We start from the raw sequence: 2,064 nt of genomic DNA, 5'->3' as shown, positions 1-2,064 counted from the left end.
ATCTCGGCACGGACGCCATCGCGCTGGCGCCGACGACCGACCGGATCACCTATCTCGACGAGGGGGACCACGCCTTCGTCACCCGCGCGGGCGCCGAGGTCTTCGCCGCCGACGGCACGCCCGTCGCGCGCGCCGTCACTCGGATCGAGCAGTCCGCGGCCGTGATCGACAAGGCCGGCTACAAGCACTTCATGGCCAAGGAGATCCACGAGCAGCCCACGGTCTTCGCCGAGGCGCTGGCCCGCTATGCGCCCGGCGGCGCGCCCGCCTTTCCCGAGGCGCTGGACTTCACCGGCTTCGACCGGGTGGTGATGGTGGCCTGCGGCACGGGCTACTACTCCTGCCTGACCGCGAAATACTGGTTCGAGCAGGTGGCGGGCCTGCCCTGCGAGGTCGACGTCGCCTCCGAGTTCCGCTACCGCGAGCCGCCGGTGCCGCCGCGCACGCTCGCGCTCTTCGTCAGCCAGTCGGGCGAGACGGCGGACACGCTGGCGGCGCTGCGCTACATGCGCGGCAAGGCGGCTCTGGTGGCGAGCCTCGTGAACGTCGGCACCTCGTCGATCGCGCGCGAGAGCGACGTGGCGCTGGCGATCCTCGCGGGCGTCGAGGTCTCGGTCGCCTCGACCAAGGCCTACACCAACCAGCTCGGGGTCCTGGCGCTGCTGGCGCTGCACGCGGCGGGCCAGCGCGGCGTCCTGACGAAGGCCGAACTCGCCGCCGAGATCGACGCGCTCCGCCACGTGCCCGAGCAGATGCGCAAGGTCCTCGCGCTCGAGCCCGAGATCGTGGAGCTTGCGACCCGCCTCGCCGAGGCGAGATCCGCGCTCTTCCTCGGGCGCGGCGTGATGTACGCGACCGCGCTCGAGGCCGCGCTGAAGCTCAAGGAACTGAGCTACATCCACGCCGAGGCCTATGCCTCGGGCGAGCTCAAGCACGGCCCCATCGCGCTGATCGACCGGAGCCTTCCGGTGCTGGTCTTCGCGCCGCACGACGCGCTCTTCGACAAGACCGTGTCGAACATGCAGGAGGTGATGGCCCGCCACGGGCCGGTGACGCTGATCACCGACGCGGCCGGCGCGGCCCGCGCGGGCGACGGCGCCGAGGCGGTGCTGGTCCTGCCCGAGGCCGGGCGGCTCGCCGCCCCCATGCTGCACGCGATCCCGGCCCAGCTCCTCGCCTACCACACGGCGATCCACAAGGGCACCGACGTGGACCAGCCGCGCAACCTCGCGAAATCCGTGACCGTGGAATGAGCCGCCTCGGCCCGCCCGACCTGCGCCTGACGGGGCGGCACGTCACGCTCCAGCCGCTCTCGCAGGACCACGCGCCCGCGCTGTCGGAGGCGAGCGCCGAGGGCCGCCTCTGGGAGATCTGGTACACCAGCGTCCCCTCGCCCGAGGGCATGGCGTCCGAGATCGCGCGGCGCCTCAAGCTCCGCGATCTCGGCTCGATGATCCCCTTCGCCACCTGCGACGCCTCGGGGCGGCCCGTCGGCATGACGACCTTCATGCACATCGACCACGGCGTGCCGCGGGTCGAGATCGGCTCGACCTGGCTCGCCCCCTCGGCCCAGCGCGGCCCCGTGAACACCGAGGCCAAGCGCCTGATGATGGGCCATGCCTTCGAGGTCTGGCGCTGCGCGGCGGTGGAGTTCCGCACCCACCGGCTGAACGCGCAGTCCCGCCGCGCCATCGAGCGGCTGGGCGCGCAGCTCGACGGCATCCTGCGCGCGCACATGCGCCTGCCGAACGGGACGCTCCGCGACACGGCCGTCTACTCGGTCACGGCCGCCGAGTGGCCGACGGTGCGCGCGCATCTCGACTGGCAGCTCGTGCGCCCGAGGTGAGGCGCGGGCGCCTTCCGGGCGCCCGTGCCCCCCGAGGCCCGGCCCGCGGCTCCCCGGTGCCGATGTCACCGCGCCCCGTCTGGGCCCGCCGCGAACCCGGCTCCGATGCGCGCCGGGCCCCGGCTCCGCGCCCCGGGGCCCGGCGGGCGACCGGCCCGGGCAGGATCGCGGGCGTCCGGGCGCAGGGGGGGGCCGACGCCTGCGCCGGCCGCCGGCGC

2 protein-coding genes are annotated in these 2,064 nt (G+C 74.2%); both read left to right on the top strand.

Translation table 11 applies throughout. From position 1 onward, the window contains the following. On the top strand, positions 1-1,253 hold a 1,253-nt coding region (gene glmS / locus ACTS11_RS02310; protein WP_442638737.1), incomplete at its 5' end, for a glutamine--fructose-6-phosphate transaminase (isomerizing). Then, positions 1,250-1,846 carry a GNAT family N-acetyltransferase gene (locus ACTS11_RS02305; protein WP_442638736.1) on the top strand — a complete coding sequence of 199 codons (597 nt, stop codon included), beginning with the start codon at positions 1,250-1,252 and terminating at the stop codon, positions 1,844-1,846. The genes glmS and ACTS11_RS02305, both read left to right, overlap by 4 nt. The last annotated feature ends 218 nt before the right edge of the window (positions 1,847-2,064 follow it).

The sequence above is a fragment of the Roseicyclus sp. genome (genome assembly GCF_052168335.1).
Taxonomy (GTDB): Bacteria; Pseudomonadota; Alphaproteobacteria; order Rhodobacterales; family Rhodobacteraceae; genus Roseibacterium.
Note: the sequence above shows the minus strand (reverse complement) of the source record. Positions and strands in the feature narration are given on the sequence as shown.

Bases quoted from the DNA above. Each gene is read 5' to 3' on its own strand.
- ACTS11_RS02305 (WP_442638736.1), top strand. From the start codon at position 1,250: ATGAGCCGCCTCGGCCCGCCCGACCTGCGCCTGACGGGGCGGCACGTC.